Origin of the sequence: Curvibacter sp. AEP1-3, assembly GCF_002163715.1 — a bacterium.
Lineage (GTDB): Bacteria > Pseudomonadota > Gammaproteobacteria > Burkholderiales > Burkholderiaceae_C > Allorhodoferax.
On record NZ_CP015698.1, the window covers coordinates 2,356,096 to 2,370,933 of the forward strand.

A 14,838-nucleotide genomic window follows, 5' to 3' on the forward strand; every position below is an offset into this window, starting at 1 on the left:
AGGGACAATGACCAGATGCTTAATCGACGTCATTTCACCCTGGCCGCAGGCGCTACCGCGCTGACCGGCTTCCCCGCAGTCCACGCCCAGTCCGACAAGATCGTGCTCGGCCAGTCTGCCGCTTTCACTGGCCCCGCCGCTCAACTCGGCATCCAGCTCCACGCAGGCGCCAAACTCTACTTTGACCAGCTCAATGCCCAAGGCGGTATCGGCGGGCGCAGTGTAGAGATCCGCAAGCTGGACGATGGCTATGAGCCCGCACGTTGCGAAGAAAACACCCGCAAGTTGCTGGAAGAAGACATAGCCGCTTTGTTCGCTTTTGTGGGTACCCCCACCAGCGCTGTGGCCCTGCCCCTGGCCACCAAGGCCCGGGTGCCCTTTATTGCCCCGTTTACCGGTGCCATGGCACTGCGCAACCCGTTCAACCGCTACGCATTCCATGTGCGCGCCTCCTACAACGACGAGACCGCGCTCATCGTCAAACAACTGCACAACGTGGGCATCACCAAAGTGGCGGTGTTCTACCAGAACGACGCTTACGGCAAAGCCGGTCTGGACGGCGTGCAAGCCGCATTGACCGCACTGAACCTCAAACCGGTGGCACTGGCGACCGTAGAGCGCAATTCGGTGGACGTGGCCAAGGCGGTAGAGACCCTCAATGCAGCGGCCCCTGAGGCGGTGGTGCAGATCACTGCGTACAAGTCCAGCGCGGCCTACATACGTGCGGCCCGCAAAGCGGGCTATGGTGGCGGCTTCTACAACGTGTCTTTCGTGGGTACACAAGCTTTGGCCGACGAGCTGGGCAAGGACGGCGCCGGTGTGGTGGTATCCCAGGTGGTGCCCTCGCCCTATGTGGGCAACAAGGCAATTTCACGCGAATTTGCCGAGGCTGTGCGCAAGACCAACGGCGCTGTGCAAGCCAACTTTTCCAGCATGGAGGGCTATATCGCCGCCAAGGTAGTGGCCGAGGCCCTGCGCCGGAGCGGTGGCAAAGGCGGCACGGATGCCCTGGTCGCCGCCATGGAGAGCATCAACGGCCAGCCTTTCGGCGGCTTCAATGTGAACTTCTCCAAGTCGGACCATGCCGCCTCCACCTTTGTGGAAATGTCCATGCTGACCGGCGATGGCCGGGTGCGCACCTAAGCAGACGGCGGGTAGTGGCGGGCTCCGAAAATGGCGCTGCCCACCCGCACCATGGTGCTGCCACCGGCCACGGCGGCACCCAGGTCGCCGCTCATGCCCATGGACAGGGTATCGAGCGGCAGCCCTTGCGCCACCATGGCATCAAATACGGCCTTGGCGCTCATGAATACTGCGCGGGCAGCTACAAAATCAGGAGCAGGCTCCGGAATGCACATGATGCCCCTGAGCTGCAAACGGGGCAGCTGCGCCACTTCCAGCGCCAGCGTCACGGCGTCTTGCGGCGTCACGCCGCACTTGGTGGGGCCACCGTCCACATTCACCTGGATGCACACCTGCAAAGGCGGCAAGTGCGGCGGGCGTTGGTCGCTCAGGCGTTGGGCAATTTTGAGCCGGTCCACCGTTTGGACCCACTGAAAATGCTCTGCCACGAGGCGGGTCTTATTGCTCTGGATAGGGCCTATGCAGTGCCACTCAATGGGCAGGGCGCTGAGCGCAGTGATCTTGTCGACCGCTTCCTGGATGTAGTTTTCGCCGAAGGCGCGCTGCCCGGCATCAAAAGCCTGCTGCACCGCGTCAGGCCCGAAGGTCTTGGAAACAGCCAAGAGGCGCACGCTGTCCGCCGGCCGTCCGGACTGGGTGCACGCCTGCGCAATACGCTGTGCAACAGCGTGGAGATTGTCCGCAATCATCGTCATAATCTCTCGAGCGTAACAAACCTGCCATTCCCCTAGAGAGGACTCCGTGGACATTACCCAGCTGCTCGCATTTAGCGTCAAAAACAAAGCGTCTGACTTGCACCTCTCGGCAGGACTGCCGCCCATGATCCGGGTGCACGGCGATGTGCGCCGCATCAACGTCGAACCGCTGGACCACAAGCAGGTTCACGCCATGGTGTACGACATCATGAACGACACCCAGCGCAAGATGTATGAAGAGTTTCTGGAAATCGACTTCTCGTTCGAGATCGATGGCCTGGCTCGCTTCCGCGTCAACGCCTTCAACCATAACCGCGGCGCAGGCGCCGTGTTCCGGACGATTCCGAGCAAGATCCTCTCGCTGGAACAGCTCAACGCCCCCCGCATCTTTGCAGACCTGGCCCTGAAGCCCCGCGGTCTGGTGCTGGTGACCGGCCCTACCGGCTCCGGCAAGTCCACGACCCTGGCGGCCATGGTGAACTACCTGAACGAAACCGAGTTCGGCCACATCCTGACGGTGGAAGACCCGATCGAATTCGTGCACGAATCCAAAAAGTGCCTGGTCAACCAGCGTGAGGTCGGCCCCCACACCCTGAGCTTTGCTGCCGCCCTGAAGTCCGCTCTGCGTGAAGACCCGGACGCGATTCTGGTGGGTGAAATGCGCGACCTGGAAACCATCCGCCTGGCCATGACCGCCGCAGAAACCGGCCACTTGGTGTTCGGCACCCTGCACACCTCCAGTGCTGCCAAAACCATTGACCGGATCATTGACGTGTTCCCGGCCGAAGAAAAAGAAATGGTGCGGGCCATGTTATCCGAGTCGCTGCAAGCGGTGATCTCGCAAACCCTGTGCAAAACCAAAGACGGCCAGGGCCGTGTGGCAGCCCACGAGATCATGCTGGGCACCAGCGCGATCCGTAACCTGATCCGCGAAGCCAAGGTCGCGCAGATGTACTCCGCCATCCAGACCGGTAACAGCGTAGGCATGCAAACCCTAGACCAGAACCTCACGGACCTGGTCAAGCGCAACGTCATCAGCGCGGCCGAAGCACGCAGCAAAGCCAAGATTCCTGAGAACTTCCCAGGCTAGACAGAAAGGTAGGTGTTCTCATGGAACGCGATCAAGCCACGAAATTTATCAACGATCTGCTCAAGTTGATGGTCAGCCGCAATGGCAGCGACTTGTTCATTACCGCGGAGTTTCCGCCCGCCATCAAGGTAGATGGCAAGGTCACCAAGGTGTCGCCACAGCCGCTGAACTCAGCCCACACCATGGCGCTGGCGCGTTCCATCATGAACGACAAGCAGATTGCCGAGTTTGAGCGCACCAAGGAGAGCAATTTCGCGATTGCACCGGCCACCATCGGCCGGTTCCGGGTCAACGCTTTTATCCAGCAGGGCAAGGTCGGGATGGTGCTGCGCGTGATTCCGCAAGTGCTGCCCACCATCGACGGTCTGGGTGTGCCACAGGTGCTCAAAGACATTGTGCAAAGCAAGCGCGGACTGTGCATTCTGGTGGGCGCTACCGGCTCAGGCAAATCCACCACACTGGCTGCCATGGTGGACTGGCGCAATGAGAACTCCTACGGCCACATCATCACTATCGAAGACCCGGTGGAGTTTGTGCACGCCCACAAGAACTGCGTGATCACCCAGCGCGAAGTCGGGCTGGACACGGACAGCTGGGACGCGGCTTTGAAGAACACCCTGCGCCAGGCGCCGGATGTGATTCTGATGGGCGAGATCCGCGACCGCGAGACCATGGAACACGCCATTGCGTTTTCCGAAACCGGTCACCTATGCCTTGCCACCCTGCACGCGAACAGTGCCAACCAGGCGCTGGACCGCGTGATCAACTTCTTCCCCGAAGAGCGGCGCAGCCAGTTGCTGATGGACTTGTCGCTCAACCTGCGCGCCATGGTGTCCCAGCGCCTGATCCCCAAGCAGGACGGCAAGGGCCGAGTGGCGGCGGTGGAAGTGATGATCAACTCCCCGCTGATCTCCGACCTCATCTTCAAGGGTGAAGTCTCGGAAGTGAAAGAGATCATGAAGAAGAGCCGCCAGGCCGGCATGCAGACCTTCGATCAGGCCCTCTTCGATCTGTACGAGGGCCACGCCATCACCTACGAAGACGCACTGCGCAACGCCGACTCGCTCAACGACTTGCGTCTCCAAATCAAGCTCAACAGCCACCGTGGCAAGTCGCAAGACCTGTCGGCCGGCACCGAGAACTTCGCGATTATGTAAGCCATGCCAAACATCAACGACAAAACCTACGAACCCTCCCCAGCTTACTCGGTTGCCTTTCTGGGCTTGGGGGTCATGGGCTATCCCATGGCCGGTCATTTGGCCCGCGCAGGCCACCAAGTGGCCGTTTACAACCGGACCGCTATTAAATCCATAGCATGGTGCGAAGAATTTGCGGACGCCAGCAGCCAATTGGGCGCCCATTCGCACGCAGCTACCCCGCGTGAGACAGTGCAGAACGCAGACATCGTGTTTTGCTGCGTCGGCAACGATGCGGATTTGCGCAGCGTTGTCTTGGGTGCAGATGGCGCCTTTGCGGGCATGAAGACCGGCGCCATTTTTGTGGACCACACCACCGCTTCTGCCGACGTGGCACGCGAGCTGAGCGCGGTAGCCCAAACGCGGGGCCTGCAATTCATAGACGCCCCGGTGTCCGGTGGACAAGCGGGCGCACAAAACGGCATGCTCACCGTGATGTGCGGTGGAGACGCCACTGCCTTTGAAGCGGTCAAACCGGTGGCCATGGCCTTTTCCCGGGCGTTCACGCTCTTGGGGGACAGCGGCTCAGGCCAACTGGCAAAGATGGTGAACCAGATTTGCATTGCCGGGTTGGTACAAGGCTTGTCGGAAGCGGTAGCTTTCGGTCAGCGCGCCGGGCTGGACATGAACCAGGTGCTGGACGTCATCGGCAAGGGTGCTGCGCAAAGCTGGCAGCTGGATAACCGTGGCAAGACCATGGTGGCAGACAAGTTTGACTTCGGCTTTGCGGTGGACTGGATGCGCAAGGACCTGGGTTTGGTGCTGGACGAAGCCAAGCGCAACGGTGCCCGCCTGCCGGTGACGGCGCTGGTCGACCAGTTCTATGCCGATGTGCAACTTATGGGTGGCAACCGCTGGGACACCAGCAGCTTGATCAAGCGGCTCAAGTAAACGGCTGTTGATTGCCCCCAACAAAAAAGGCCCCGAGGGGCCTTTTTTGTTTACTTCTTCTGTTCGGCAGGGGGTTGCTGCGGCAGGGTACGGGCCAACTCTTCTTCGGAAATGATTTCCAGAATCCGCACCACACGCTGTACGCCGCTGGTGTTGCTGATGATGTCGGTGGCGCGCTTGGCTTCGCGTGCGGTGACCCGGCCCATCACGTACACGGTGCCACGCTCGGTGGTCAATTTGAAGGCACTGGCAAACAGGTCTTTGGCATCCACCAGGGCGGCTTTGGCACGGCCTGTCACCAGCGAATCTGAAGAGCGCTGGGTCAGGGTGGAATTGCCCATCACGTCCAGCTCGTTCACGATGTTGCGCACGTTGTCGACGCCGGACACAATTTTTTCTACCAGCTGTTTGTCCTGCAGGTTGGGCACTTCGCCGGTCAACAGTACCTGGCGGTTGTAGCTGGTCACGTTCACGTGCACGCGCTCGCCCAGGTTTTCGCGGATGCGGCTGGAGGCGCGCAATTCAATGCCTTCATCCTCCACCAAACTGCCGGAAGTGCGGCGGTCCGTAGCGACCAGGCTTCCACCTACTACTGCGCCACCCACCAGCAGGGGGAAGCAGCCGCTCAAGCTGGATGCAAGCAAGGTACCGATAACAATACGGGAGACGATTTTTTTCATGATTGGGGTTCCTGTTCACCGAGGAGTTGGGCGTCGACTGCGTCACAGATGCAGTGCAGCGCCAAAATATGGACTTCTTGAATACGAGCCGTGCGGTCGTGAGGCACACAAATGTGCACATCGGTATCGCGAAGCACTTGGGCCATCTTGCCGCCGCCTTTGCCGGTCAGCCCGACCACTACCATTTCGCGCTCGTGCGCGGCTTCAATGGCCGCCAGCACATTGGCCGAATTGCCACTGGTCGAGATGGCCAGCAACACATCACCGGGCGCACCCAAGGCGCGCACCTGGCGGGAGAAGATCACGTTGTAGTCGTAATCGTTGGCAATCGCGGTGATGATGGAGGTGTCTGTGGTCAGTGCAATGGCGCCGAGCTCGGGGCGTTCACGTTCGAACCTACCCACAAATTCTGCAGCGAAGTGTTGGGCGTCTGCCGCCGATCCACCGTTACCGCAGGCCAGCACTTTGCCGCCACTGGTGACGCAGGCCAGCATGGCTTGCACTGCGTCTGCGATGGGCTTGCTCAAGCCCTGCGCGGATTGGTATTTGAGGTCCGCGCTGTCAATAAAGTGTTGTTGTATACGTTGTTCCAGCATGGGCGGCATGATACCGTGCCCCCTAGAAGCCCTTGTTACAGCGCGCTTAAGGGTTGTATCAGGATGCGTCAAAGGCCGCGCGCAGCCATTCCACCGCATCACCGTCAATCACCACCACGTCAAACCGGCAAGGTGGCATGGTGCGCAAGGTCAACAAGTAGTGCCTGGCGGCGAAGATGATGCGCCGCTGCTTCACATGCCCGATGCTGGCAGCAGCTCCGCCGTGGTCGGTGCGGTTGCGCTTGCGCACCTCCACAAAGACCAGGGTTCCGTCCTTATCGCGAAGGATGAGGTCGATTTCTCCGCCACCCCGGCCGGGCGTCCGATAATTGTGCGCAACGAATTGCAGCCCTTTGGCTTGCAAAAAACCCAAGGCCTGCTCTTCTGCCGCATCACCAACCTGTTTGGTGGTGGCCCGGGCCGGTCGTGATGGAAGTAAGCCCATATGAGTGCGTCTTTTTCTTCAGCCATCCAAGCCGCCAAGGATTCGGCCGGTGAGCAGCATTATCCGCAAGGCTGCCTCTATGTGGTCGCCACGCCCATCGGCAATCTGGCAGACATCACCCTGCGTGCCCTGCACGTGCTGGGACTTGCCGATTGCATCGCCTGCGAAGACACACGCCACACCCAACAAATGCTGCGCGCCTATGGCATCGACAAAGCGGGCTCAGGCCTGATGGCCGTGCACCAGCACAACGAAACCGAAGCCGCGCAGACGGTGATCGCCCGCCTGCGGGAAGGCCAACGCGTGGCCTATGTGAGCGACGCCGGCACACCCGGCGTGAGTGACCCCGGCGCACGGCTGGTGGCACAAGTGCGGGCGCATGGCTTGCGCGTTGTTCCCCTGCCGGGAGCAAGCAGCGTGGTGACGGCTATTTCTGTTGCCGGTCTGGTCGCTGCGGGCGAAGGCCATGGCGGTTTTGTTTTCCGGGGCTTTCTGTCTTCCAAGGCCACCGAACGCGCGAACGAGGTGGTGGCGATTGCCGCCCAGCCCGACGCAGTGGTGCTGCTCGAGGCTCCGCACCGGCTGGAAGCGCTGGCCAAAGCGCTTGCACCCCTGGGCGCACGCAAAGTCACGGTAGGCCGTGAGTTGACCAAGCAGTTTGAAGAGGTGGCCACTGTCGATGCGAGCGAGTTCCGCGCATGGTTGGCCGCAGATGCCAACCGCTTGCGCGGCGAGTTCGCGCTGGTGATACACCCTGCGGCTGCGGCCGCCAGCACGGCGGATGACCGCGTGCTGAGCTTGCTGCTGGAGCAATTGCCGCTTAAATCAGCCGTGAAGCTGGCGGCAGACATCACCGGCGAGCCGCGCAACGCGCTGTACGAACGGGCCCTGCTGCTCAAGCAAGGCTCCACCAGCGAAGACTAGGCCTTGGTGGCTTGCCAGGCCTGCACATAGGCGCTGGCACGCTCGTGAACCTGCGCCGCAGTGACGCCCGGTGCATACAACTGGCTGCCGATGCCGAAGCCTGTGGCGCCGGCTTTGACCCAAGGCCCCATGCTCTCGGGAGTGATGCCGCCCACCGGCCAGAGGTCGGTCCCGGTCGATACTACAGACTTGAGCGCCTTCAAGCCCCCGTGCCCCAGCGACTCTGCGGGGAACAGCTTCAATGCATGCGCGCCGGCCGCCAACGCGGCAAAGGCTTCGGTGGGGGTCGCCACACCAGGGGCTGCCAGCATGCCCAACTCCACGGCACGGCGGATTACAGCCGGTTCGCAATTGGGCGAAACCATCAAGCGGCCACCCGCTGCATGCACGGCTTCCACATGGGCCAAAGTCAACATGGTTCCACCGCCAATCAGAGCGTCAGCCCCCAATCCACCTACGAGAGCAGCTATGCATTCGATAGCACCGGGTCGATTCAGCGGTACTTCGAGAGTACGGAATCCAGCCTTATACAAGGCCTGTCCGATATCCAGTGCCTCTTCAGGCTTGAGCCCACGCAGAATGGCAATCAAGGGCAATTGACGGGCTTGCGCCAACAAGGGAAAAACGGAAGTCATCAAGCGCTCCAATGAGAATGAATGTGTTGCACCGCTGCGAGAAAGGCCTGGCGGGCATCCAGAATGTCAAAGCGGCAGCCCAGGCGCGAAGCCGCTTTTTGGTACAGCTCTGCAAGCTGGGGGGACCCGATCAACTGGAAGGTGGGGACTTCGCCCGTGTCCACGCCGAGGACATCTTTCAGCTCGGTACCGATCAGGACCCCGCTCAAATAAGACGCAGTGGACTGCGCCGGCATGTCTTTGCTGACCACCCGCGCTCTTGCACTGAACAACACATGGCTCAACGCATGGGCACCTGCCGCATCCACGCCCGCTGCAAACGCTGCGTCGTCCCACTCTGCCTGTCCGCCCGCTGCAGCGGCCAGCGTGCCGTGCTTGCGCAGCAAGTCGTAGAGTTCGCCTGTCATGTAAGTGCGCAGTTTGCGTACCACGCCGTCTTGCAGCAGCACCCATTTGCTATGCGTGCCGGGCAACACAAACCAGCCCGATTGGTGCCCCATAGCCCACGCGCCCAAAAGCTGCGTTTCCTCCCCGCGCATCACGTCCGGCACGCCCGCCGAGTTGCGGATGCAATAGCCCGGCAAGAGCAACACGGGCGCGGCGGCAGGTGCATCCGGCACGCGAAACGCGTGTTCCGCAAGTGCATGCAGCGGTACCGAGGCATCCACATACGGCACTTCGTGCCAGCCCAGTGCACTGCCAACCATGCCCGACGCAACCACCAGCGAAGGCGTGGTGTTGAGTTGATCCATCGCAGCAACCAATGCCTGCGAAAAGCGGCCTTTGCACGCCATGGCGCCATCGCTGTCGCTCATGTCGCTCAGGCATTCGCCGGATGGGGTGATGGCATAGGCGCGGCGGTGGGTGGTCCCCCAATCCACACCGACAATGGACGCAGAAGGTTTCAAAGACATAAGGAATTTAGCCTGTGTTGAGTGCCCCGATTTAAACATATGATGATTCATCGGGTTTCCAGCGCATACTCTCGCCACCATGAACAGGACAATTGCAGCGCCCCACACTACATACACCGGCAGAAAGCTCCATGGCCAAGTCGTTCAGGAACTGGGGCGTCGTGTCGTCGGCGGGCATTACCCTGCGGACAAAGTGCTGCCTAACGAAGAACTGTTGTGCCAGGAGCTCGCTGTCAGCCGCACCGCATTACGCGAGGCGGTGAAGGTGCTCGCAGCCAAGGGGCTGCTGGAGGCCCGGCCACGCATCGGCACGCGCGTGCGCACCAAAGACCAATGGAATTTGCTGGATCCGGACATTCTGGCCTGGCGCTGCGCCACCGGCGTGGATGCCGATTTTTTGCGCCACCTCACAGAACTGCGCGAAATCATTGAGCCCTCAGCGGCAGCGCTCGCAGCCACCAGCCGCAGCACGGAGCAGCTGGAGTCCATTGCGCAAGCGCTTCGCACCATGGAAACGGCTAGCACCATCGCCCAGTGGGTACAGGCGGATCTGGAGTTCCACACCGCGGTTCTCAAAGCCACCAACAACCCGTTGCTGATGCCTTTGGCAGCCATCATCGGCAGTGCGCTGGAGTCTTTGCTGGGCGTGACGGCACGCACCTCGGACAACTTCAAACAAGCCTTGCCGGACCACCAGAAGGTGTTCGATGCCATCCGCCTGCAGGAACCGCAAAACGCACTGCACCGCATGGCAGGCATGCTGTCCGATACCCGCAGCCTGATCCGCGCCACCATCCAGCCAGATACATGAGGCTGTCATTTGCGGTTTATTTGTATGATGAATAGTCCTACAATGGCGCATTTTTAACCCTTTGGAAGCCTATGAAGCCGGAATCACTCTCCCACTTCGCGCAGTACCCCAGCCTGAAAGGACGCAGTGTCTTCGTGACCGGCGGCAGCTCCGGCATCGGCGGCGACATCGTGATCGCCTTTGCGCGCCAGGGCGCCCAGGTCGCCTTTACCGGCCGCAATGCAGAGGCGGCCCAACAAGTCATTGATGCGGCGAACGCACTGGGGCCAGAACCCCTGTTTCTGCAAAGCGATGCGGCCGATGTGGATGCATTGAAAGCAGCCATTGCCACGGCAGCCGCACGCTTTGGAGATATCACGGTGCTGGTGAACAATGTGGCGAATGACCAGCGTCATGAGCTCGCAGAGGTCACGGCCGACGATTTCGACTGGCGTGTCTCTGTCAACCTGCGGCCCCACTTCTTTGCAGCACAGGCCGTGGTCGAAGGCATGAAGCGCTCAGGCGGCGGTGCCATCGTGAACCTGGGCTCCACCAGCTGGAAGATCAAGGGCAAAGGCTACCCCGTGTACGCCACCTGCAAATCGGCCACGGTGGGGCTCACCCGCAGCCTGGCGCGCGAGCTGGGCGAATTCAACATCCGCGTGAACACACTCACCCCGGGTTGGATCATGACGGACAAGCAGCTGGCCATGTGGGTGGACGAAGCCGGTGAACGTGCCATGAAAGAGAACCACTGCCTGCCGGGGCGCATCCTTGGCGCGGACGTCGCCAACATGGCGCTGTTTTTGTCGGCGGCAGACAGCGGCATGGTGACTGCGCAAGACTTTGTGGTGGACGCGGGATGGACCTGATGCATACGCCCCCTACCCCTGTCTGGCCGGCAGAATTGCTGCTGGGCGAAGGCCCCTTGTGGCACGCACCCAGCAAGCGGTTTTTCTTTGTGGACATTCACGGATGTGCGGTCCACGCTTGGACGCCTTCCCCTGAACTGCGTCAGAGCTGGAAGATGCCTGAGCGCGTGGGCTGGCTGATTCCCCGCAAAGACGGCGATGGCTTTATGGCCGGTTTTCAGAGCGGCATCGTGCGGCTTTGGCTAGAGCCTGAGGTGCGCTGGGAACTGGTGGCTCAACCCCATCCCGGACAACCCACAGTCAGGCTGAATGACGCCAAAGCGGATGCACATGGCCGCATTTGGGCGGGGTCCATGGACAACGACGACCCCGGTCGTAGACAAGGCCAGTTGGCACGGCTGAGTGCGGATGGGACCTGCGACATCGTGGAAAAAGACATCTACATCGCCAATGGTCCCGCCATTGCAGCGGATGCTTCTTGGATGTTGCACACCGACAGCTTCCTGAACACGGTGTACCGCTATCGCATGGATGCGCAAGGCAATCTCACCGAGAAAACGGTGTGGCGCGTGTTCACCGACGAGGAAGGCACTCCGGACGGCATGACGTTGGATGCCGCCGGGAACGTGTGGATTGCATTCTGGGGCGGCGCTTGCATACGCCGTTTCACTCCGGAGGGCGAATGCCTGCAATCCATCGCAATGCCCGCCACACAGATCACCAGCATCAGCTTCGGCGGCGATGACTTGAAGACCATGTTGGTGACCTCGGCACGTGTAGGCTTGAGCGATGCGGTCCTGGCGGAATACCCGCTCTCCGGCAGCGTGTTCACCTTGCAAACCGATGCGACCGGGGTCTTGCCCCTCGCCTTCGGTTAAGGGGCGTCGGCTCGCAGGCGTCGGCGGCTGTCCCGGGCATTGGGCAGCCAGCCGCGCCACACCCAACGGGCCAACAGCAATAGCCCGCGGATCCACTCGTCAATCGCATAAGCCAGCCAGATGCCGGGCAGTCCGAACAGGCGCCCCAACCAGAACGAGCCCACACCAAGCACCAACACCAACGACGCCACACTGGACGCCGCGGGAAAGATGGCGTCGCCAGTGGCACGCAGGGCACCATTCAAAATCAGGTTGAATACGCGGCCGGTCTCCAACAGTAACGAGATCCAAAGCAAGGTCTGTGCAGCTTCAAGGACCGCAGCGTCCTTGGTAAAAGCTCGCATCAACCAGGGAGCGCCTAGCGCAGCCAGCAAAGCGAGTGAGCCGGATGCCAGCAAGCCATTGCGCACGGCTTTGCGCACCAATCCATTGGCCTCACGCAAATCGCCCGCCCCTATCAAGCGCCCGACCATGATTTCGCATGCCCAGCCGATCGCCATACTCGTGAGCAACACGTATTTCAGCAGCTGCAAAGTGTAGGAGTGGGTGGCCAGTGCCGTTACACCCAAACGCGCGGTAGCAGCCACCGACACCATGAAGGCAGCCCGGTAGGTCATCTCGACCCCCGCACCGGGCACGCCTACCCGCAGCACAGGAGCCAAGTCCTTCCATGAGAAAGTCCACCAATCCCGTGCGCCAGGGATCAATTGCATGCGTACCCGCCAGAACCACAAGTGCAACAGTAGTCCCAATGCACGGCTGATCAGCATGGCAATCGCATAGCCCTCCAGGCCCATACCGTCCCACTCACCCCAGCCCCGCATGATCAGAAATGCCAGTCCCAAGTGGGTGGCATGCATGGCCACCATGATGCGCAAGGAATCCTTCGCGAACAGGTGCGCGCGCAGCACCGCGGCCATGCTCAGGTTGTAGGCATCCAGCAGTAATGCCGGAGCAAACCACTGCAAATACGGAGCTGCCAAAGCAGCTACCGCTTGCGGGGCATTGAGCCACTCCAGCGCTTGGTCATTGCCGGCGACCACCAACACAACGATCATGCTGCCGACCCAGGTGCTCGCACCCAGTGCCAACAGTGCAGCGCGCCGGGCTGCGGCTTGCTGCTCCCCGCCGAGGTACTGGGTGACCATCACCCCCAGCCCGATAGCCAGGACGCGAAAAGCGACATTGAGGGTTTCAAGAATCTGGTTGACCAAGCCGAAGGCACCGGCCGCCACATCAGACTCGTGCGATGCCAGCCACAGCCCGCCCATGGCCACGGTCATGCCCAAAAGAAATTCGCCGAGCAAAGGCCCGGCGATCGTATTCAGCCGCAACCGGGGTGGAGTACTCATGGGAGCACTGTACCCCTGTTAGCGCTCAGCGTGTTGCTCAGGCAGCACCCAAAAACGCACCACCCCATGCGGGCAGTGCCAGCACTGCGGTCTGCAGATGAACCTGTGCGAGGCCACTACCGTCCACAAGGCTCAATGATGCAAATTCAGCCGGCACAGTCCACTGGACGGCCTCAGGGCTGAAGTTGAAGACACACAGAGTTGTCTCGCCCTCAAATCGACGCACATAGGCCAACACCTGCGGATGCGCCTCCAAGACTTCCAGGGTTCCGGTAACCAGGCTGGGGCGCGTCTTGCGCCAGCGCAAGAGCTGGCGGTAAAAGTGCAGCAACGAACCGGCATCCTGCAACTGCGCATCAGCGGTCAAGCCTTGGTGCGTTGCAGCCACCGGCAACCAAGGCTTGGTGCTGGAAGACGCCGACGAGAAGCCGAGGTCAGATGCGCCTGCTTTCCAAGGCATGGGGGTGCGGCAGCCGTCACGGCCTTTGAACTCCGGCCACATGGTGATGCCGTAGGGATCTTGCAAATCCTCGAAAGCGATGTCTGCCTCCGGCAAGCCGAGTTCGTCGCCCTGGTAAATACAAGGCGAGCCGCGAAGGGACATTTGCAAGGCGGCTCCCAGGCGCAACAGCGCAGGGGATGCTGTAGGTGCCGTGGTACCCCAACGGGACGCTACGCGCACCACGTCGTGGTTGGAAAGTGCCCAGCAGGGCCAGCCACCAGGCGCTACCTCTTCAAAGCGCTTCACAAAGCTGCGGAAGTGAGCCGCTGTGTGTGCTGTGCCTAGCAAGTCAAAACAATAGGCCATGTGTAGCTTGTCTCCACCGCTGGTGTATTCAGCAACACGGGCCAAGCCATCGTCGTCCCCGATTTCACCCACCATGGTGGTGTTGGGGTACTCGTCCAGCAAGGCACGCAAACGGCGCAGGAAAGCCAGGTTCTCCGGCTGGCTTTTGTCGTGCTGGTGCCATTGCCAGCCGTAAGGGTTCACGGCATTGACCGCAGGGTCTTCGCCGTCGGGACGGCCGCGTGCAGGGTTGTCGCGCAGTTGGGCGTCGTGGAAGTAGAAATTGGCGGTATCCAGGCGATAGCCATCTACACCCAATTCCAACCAGAACTTCACAGTCGCCAACAGAGCGTCCTGCACTTCAGGGTTGTGGAAGTTCAGGTCCGGCTGGCTGGTCAGGAAGTTGTGCATGTAGTACTGGCAACGGCGGGTGTCCCACTGCCATGCACTGCCACCGAAAATGGACAGCCAGTTATTGGGAGGCGTGCCGTCACTTTTTGCATCCGCCCAGATGTACCAATCCGCCTTGGGGTTGTCCAGGCTGGAGCGGCTTTCCACAAACCAGGGGTGCTGGTCGGAACTGTGGGACAGCACCTGGTCAATCATGACCTTGAGGCCCAGTGCATGCGCGCGATCCACCAGCTTCTTGAAGTCTGCAATCGTGCCGAACATGGGATCGACGTCACAGTAGTCACTGACGTCATAGCCGAAGTCCTTCATCGGGCTCTTGAAGAACGGGGACAGCCAGATGCCGTCCGCCCCTAAGTCAGCCACGTAGTCCAGCTTGGCAGTGATGCCGTCCAGATCACCGATGCCATCACCGTTGCTGTCTGCATAGCTGCGTGGGTAAATCTGATAGATCACGCCACCGCGCCACCAGTTGTTGTTGGATGCCTTAGCCATAGTTGAGTTTTCCCTTAAATGAAAACGGCGAACCTGCTTGCGCAAAT

The 14,838-nt window shown here is 60.9% G+C and carries 16 protein-coding genes; 8 read left to right on the forward strand and 8 right to left on the reverse strand.

The genetic code is table 11. The features are described from left to right. The first annotated feature begins 15 nt into the window (after positions 1–15). On the forward strand, positions 16–1,143 hold the full coding sequence (locus AEP_RS10875; protein ID WP_087495400.1) for an ABC transporter substrate-binding protein: 1,128 nt from the start codon (positions 16–18) through the stop codon (positions 1,141–1,143). Here the strand turns inward: AEP_RS10875 and AEP_RS10880 are convergent. After that, entirely contained in the window at positions 1,140–1,838 is a 699-nt protein-coding gene (locus tag AEP_RS10880; protein ID WP_087495401.1) for a YggS family pyridoxal phosphate-dependent enzyme, read from the reverse strand. The genes AEP_RS10875 and AEP_RS10880 overlap by 4 nt on opposite strands. Before the next feature lie 46 nt (positions 1,839–1,884). Here AEP_RS10880 and AEP_RS10885 point away from each other — a divergent pair, with 46 nt between their 5' ends. The 3 genes from AEP_RS10885 to AEP_RS10895 are packed head-to-tail and all read left to right on the forward strand — an operon-like array spanning position 1,885 to position 5,015. Continuing rightward, positions 1,885–2,928 (forward strand): type IV pilus twitching motility protein PilT, encoded by a 1,044-nt coding sequence (locus AEP_RS10885; protein WP_087495402.1) that lies wholly within the window; start codon positions 1,885–1,887, stop codon positions 2,926–2,928. Positions 2,929–2,948: 20 nt separating this feature from the next. Beyond that, positions 2,949–4,085 carry a PilT/PilU family type 4a pilus ATPase gene (locus tag AEP_RS10890; RefSeq protein ID WP_087495403.1) on the forward strand — a complete coding sequence of 379 codons (1,137 nt, stop codon included), beginning with the start codon at positions 2,949–2,951 and terminating at the stop codon, positions 4,083–4,085. Positions 4,086–4,088: 3 nt separating this feature from the next. Continuing rightward, complete coding sequence (locus tag AEP_RS10895; RefSeq protein WP_087495404.1) at positions 4,089–5,015, forward strand: NAD(P)-dependent oxidoreductase; 927 nt, start codon at positions 4,089–4,091, stop codon at positions 5,013–5,015. Positions 5,016–5,065: 50 nt separating this feature from the next. Here the strand turns inward: AEP_RS10895 and AEP_RS10900 are convergent, their stop codons facing one another. Genes AEP_RS10900 through AEP_RS10910 form a run of 3 tightly spaced genes read right to left on the reverse strand, consistent with a single transcriptional unit; the run spans position 5,066 to position 6,736 of the window. Further along, positions 5,066–5,695: a BON domain-containing protein gene (locus AEP_RS10900; protein WP_087495405.1), complete on the reverse strand. Its 630-nt coding sequence runs from the start codon at positions 5,693–5,695 to the stop codon at positions 5,066–5,068. After that, entirely contained in the window at positions 5,692–6,291 is a 600-nt protein-coding gene (locus tag AEP_RS10905; RefSeq protein ID WP_087497288.1) for a phosphoheptose isomerase, read from the reverse strand. The genes AEP_RS10900 and AEP_RS10905 overlap by 4 nt, the downstream gene beginning before the upstream one ends. 58 nt (positions 6,292–6,349) lie before the next feature. Next, positions 6,350–6,736 carry a YraN family protein gene (locus AEP_RS10910; protein ID WP_087495406.1) on the reverse strand — a complete coding sequence of 129 codons (387 nt, stop codon included), beginning with the start codon at positions 6,734–6,736 and terminating at the stop codon, positions 6,350–6,352. Here AEP_RS10910 and rsmI point away from each other — a divergent pair, their 5' ends adjacent. Then, positions 6,737–7,660, forward strand: coding sequence for a 16S rRNA (cytidine(1402)-2'-O)-methyltransferase (gene rsmI, locus AEP_RS10915; RefSeq protein ID WP_087495407.1), 924 nt, complete (start codon positions 6,737–6,739; stop codon positions 7,658–7,660). Here the strand turns inward: rsmI and AEP_RS10920 are convergent. Both AEP_RS10920 and AEP_RS10925 read right to left on the reverse strand, forming a co-directional pair. Further along, positions 7,657–8,295 carry a 2-dehydro-3-deoxy-6-phosphogalactonate aldolase gene (locus AEP_RS10920; protein WP_087495408.1) on the reverse strand — a complete coding sequence of 213 codons (639 nt, stop codon included), beginning with the start codon at positions 8,293–8,295 and terminating at the stop codon, positions 7,657–7,659. The two genes, rsmI and AEP_RS10920, sit on opposite strands and share 4 nt — an antisense overlap. Beyond that, positions 8,295–9,209 carry a 2-dehydro-3-deoxygalactonokinase gene (locus AEP_RS10925; RefSeq protein WP_157673135.1) on the reverse strand — a complete coding sequence of 305 codons (915 nt, stop codon included), beginning with the start codon at positions 9,207–9,209 and terminating at the stop codon, positions 8,295–8,297. Before AEP_RS10925 ends, AEP_RS10920 begins: the two co-directional genes overlap by 1 nt. 79 nt (positions 9,210–9,288) lie before the next feature. Between AEP_RS10925 and AEP_RS10930 the strand changes: the two genes are divergently transcribed. The 3 genes from AEP_RS10930 (at position 9,289) to AEP_RS10940 (ending at position 11,749) form a co-directional block, all read left to right on the forward strand. Beyond that, positions 9,289–10,020, forward strand: a complete 732-nt coding sequence (locus tag AEP_RS10930) for a FadR/GntR family transcriptional regulator (RefSeq protein WP_087495410.1) — start codon at positions 9,289–9,291, stop codon at positions 10,018–10,020. Positions 10,021–10,091: 71 nt separating this feature from the next. Then, entirely contained in the window at positions 10,092–10,871 is a 780-nt protein-coding gene (locus tag AEP_RS10935) for an SDR family NAD(P)-dependent oxidoreductase (RefSeq protein WP_087495411.1), read from the forward strand. Beyond that, the gene (locus AEP_RS10940) at positions 10,871–11,749 is read left to right on the forward strand and encodes an SMP-30/gluconolactonase/LRE family protein (RefSeq protein WP_157673136.1); all 879 of its coding nucleotides are present in this window, start codon (positions 10,871–10,873) and stop codon (positions 11,747–11,749) included. The genes AEP_RS10935 and AEP_RS10940 overlap by 1 nt, the downstream gene beginning before the upstream one ends. Here the strand turns inward: AEP_RS10940 and AEP_RS10945 are convergent. Next, positions 11,746–13,101 (reverse strand): MATE family efflux transporter, encoded by a 1,356-nt coding sequence (locus AEP_RS10945; RefSeq protein WP_087495413.1) that lies wholly within the window; start codon positions 13,099–13,101, stop codon positions 11,746–11,748. The two genes, AEP_RS10940 and AEP_RS10945, sit on opposite strands and share 4 nt — an antisense overlap. 37 nt (positions 13,102–13,138) lie before the next feature. Next, entirely contained in the window at positions 13,139–14,791 is a 1,653-nt protein-coding gene (locus AEP_RS10950; protein ID WP_087495414.1) for an alpha-glucosidase family protein, read from the reverse strand. Positions 14,792–14,838: the final 47 nt, after the last annotated feature.

Coding starts and splice junctions, on each gene's coding strand:
- AEP_RS10875 (WP_087495400.1), top strand. CDS start 16: ATGCTTAATCGACGTCATTTCACCCTGGCCGCAGGCGCTACCGCGCTG.
- AEP_RS10880 (WP_087495401.1), bottom strand. CDS start 1,838: ATGACGATGATTGCGGACAATCTCCACGCTGTTGCACAGCGTATTGCG.
- AEP_RS10890 (WP_087495403.1), top strand. CDS start 2,949: ATGGAACGCGATCAAGCCACGAAATTTATCAACGATCTGCTCAAGTTG.
- AEP_RS10895 (WP_087495404.1), top strand. CDS start 4,089: ATGCCAAACATCAACGACAAAACCTACGAACCCTCCCCAGCTTACTCG.
- AEP_RS10900 (WP_087495405.1), bottom strand. CDS start 5,695: ATGAAAAAAATCGTCTCCCGTATTGTTATCGGTACCTTGCTTGCATCC.
- AEP_RS10905 (WP_087497288.1), bottom strand. CDS start 6,291: ATGCTGGAACAACGTATACAACAACACTTTATTGACAGCGCGGACCTC.
- AEP_RS10910 (WP_087495406.1), bottom strand. CDS start 6,736: ATGGGCTTACTTCCATCACGACCGGCCCGGGCCACCACCAAACAGGTT.
- rsmI (WP_087495407.1), top strand. CDS start 6,737: ATGAGTGCGTCTTTTTCTTCAGCCATCCAAGCCGCCAAGGATTCGGCC.
- AEP_RS10920 (WP_087495408.1), bottom strand. CDS start 8,295: ATGACTTCCGTTTTTCCCTTGTTGGCGCAAGCCCGTCAATTGCCCTTG.
- AEP_RS10925 (WP_157673135.1), bottom strand. CDS start 9,209: ATGTCTTTGAAACCTTCTGCGTCCATTGTCGGTGTGGATTGGGGGACC.
- AEP_RS10930 (WP_087495410.1), top strand. CDS start 9,289: ATGAACAGGACAATTGCAGCGCCCCACACTACATACACCGGCAGAAAG.
- AEP_RS10935 (WP_087495411.1), top strand. CDS start 10,092: ATGAAGCCGGAATCACTCTCCCACTTCGCGCAGTACCCCAGCCTGAAA.
- AEP_RS10940 (WP_157673136.1), top strand. CDS start 10,871: ATGCATACGCCCCCTACCCCTGTCTGGCCGGCAGAATTGCTGCTGGGC.
- AEP_RS10945 (WP_087495413.1), bottom strand. CDS start 13,101: ATGAGTACTCCACCCCGGTTGCGGCTGAATACGATCGCCGGGCCTTTG.
- AEP_RS10950 (WP_087495414.1), bottom strand. CDS start 14,791: ATGGCTAAGGCATCCAACAACAACTGGTGGCGCGGTGGCGTGATCTAT.